This is a genomic window from Thermogutta sp. (genome assembly GCF_014359955.1).
Lineage (GTDB): Bacteria > Planctomycetota > Planctomycetia > Pirellulales > Thermoguttaceae > Thermogutta.
Map to the genome: position 1 here is coordinate 1 of NZ_JACIYL010000850.1, position 1,811 is coordinate 1,811.

At 59.7% G+C, this 1,811-nt stretch carries 1 protein-coding gene; it reads left to right on the forward strand.

Annotated elements, in window-relative coordinates; genetic code table 11:
• A partial coding sequence (locus H5U08_RS17545; RefSeq protein WP_297036073.1) for a hypothetical protein occupies nt 1-1,811 on the forward strand: 1,811 nt, incomplete at both ends.

The window sequence follows — 1,811 nt, forward strand, 5'->3', positions numbered from 1 at the left end:
AGAATTACACGCACAACGCCCAGGAAAATATGGCAGCGGTGATCGTCCTCCTCGATCCGCCCTCGGATTACGGCCAGGCTGAGCGGGGGACGGTGATCGACCAGCTCACCGTAATCGCATCGAGCCTGCCGCAGGGAGTGATTGTCGGGCCTCCCGTGGTAGTAGAAACCGGATTCCGAATGGTGGAGCGCGATGGTTCCCGGATTGCGTGGACGGCGGGCTTGCTCCTGGCCGGTGTCATTCTCATCTGTTCGGGAGAATTCCGCTGGGTATTGATAGCGGCCATCCTGATTGCCACGAGCGTGACAGGGGCCAAGGCCACATTCGGGCTGCTGGGCGGCTCAGGGAGTCTCATCGACTCCACGTTGGTAGCCGTGATCACGGTGATTGCCGTGGCCACTCTCATGCATCTTGTCGTTCGGGTGGAGAATGCCAGGCGGAAGGATCAGTCCGCGGAGTTTGCACTCCGGGCAAGTGCGCGACAACTCACGCTTCCTGTGATGCTGGCACTGGCAACTGACGCGGTTGGTTTTGCCGCCTTGACCGTCTCGGGAATCACTCCGGTGCGAAGCTTCGCCCTGGTGGCCGTGCTGGCAGTCGGCTGGCTCCTGATCGCGATGCTCTGCTTCTTGCCTGCCACGTTTATGGCCGCGGAAGCGATCGCTGTCCGAATACGCCGACAAACAGGCCCTGGCGCAGCATCGTCCCTCCTTTTCCGCACTCGGGAACTGCGGCGGGTCGTCACGGAAGCGGGACCGTTGCGAATATTTCTGCGCCAGATACTGACCACCTCGTTGCGACACCGCTGGCGGGTCGTCACTACGGCAATGGTCCTCATGACGGCAGGTGTGTGGGGGTGGCTTCGTGCAAAGTATGAAACCGATTTCACGCGAAGTTTCCGCGAAGATTCCAGCATTGTGCGCGCTTACGAGCGGCTCGATCGTGAGCTTGGGGGAGCGGGAGTGTGGGATATCGCGCTACCCGCGCCCGAGCGCCTGACGCCGGAATATCTCGCGGCCGTAGAAAATCTCCAGAATCGGTTGCGAAACGAGGTGAAAATCGAGAGTCAAGGACGGTCCGTCCCGGGGCTGGCAAAGGTCCTCAGTCTGGCGGATGTCCGGGCTGCGCTGAACGCCCTCCCACTCCCCTCTGTGATCTCCTCAGGATGGACGGAAGACTGGGCTCTTCAATTTGTTCAGATGCGAATGCCGGGCTTGTACCGGGCACTGTACACGGCCGATCCAAAAGAACCAACCCGCTGGTGGTTTCGCGTTTTGCTGCGATCACGGGAACGGGAGACGGGCGAATCACGAGTGGCGCTCGTCCGGCAGGTGCGTCAGATCGTGGAAGAAGAATGGCCGCGGATCATGCAGTCCTGGCCGCGCGAAAACTTGTCATCCATGCACTCGCACCATGACGCGCAACAGTCTTCCACCGATGATTCAGCGCCTTCAAGAGTCGGTCCACTTGTCTCCGGTTACTACGTTATCTTCGGAGAACTTGTCAGAGGCCTGGTCGTCCATCAGGGCCTGAGCTTTATGATCGCCATCGTGGGAATGGCTCTGTTGTTCGCGGTGGCTTTTAGAAATCTCACCTGGGTTTTCGCGGCCCTTTGCGCCAACCTGTTGCCGATCGTAGTTTTGATGGGAGCGCTCGGCTGGATGGGGCTTCGGATCAACATGGGCTCGGCGATGATGGCTGCCGTATCCTTGGGATTGAGTGTTGATGCGTCCATTCATTATCTCACGGCGTTCCAGAGAGCCCTCAAAGCGGGGCACACCATCCGGCGAGCTTTGAGGGAAGCGCAAAAC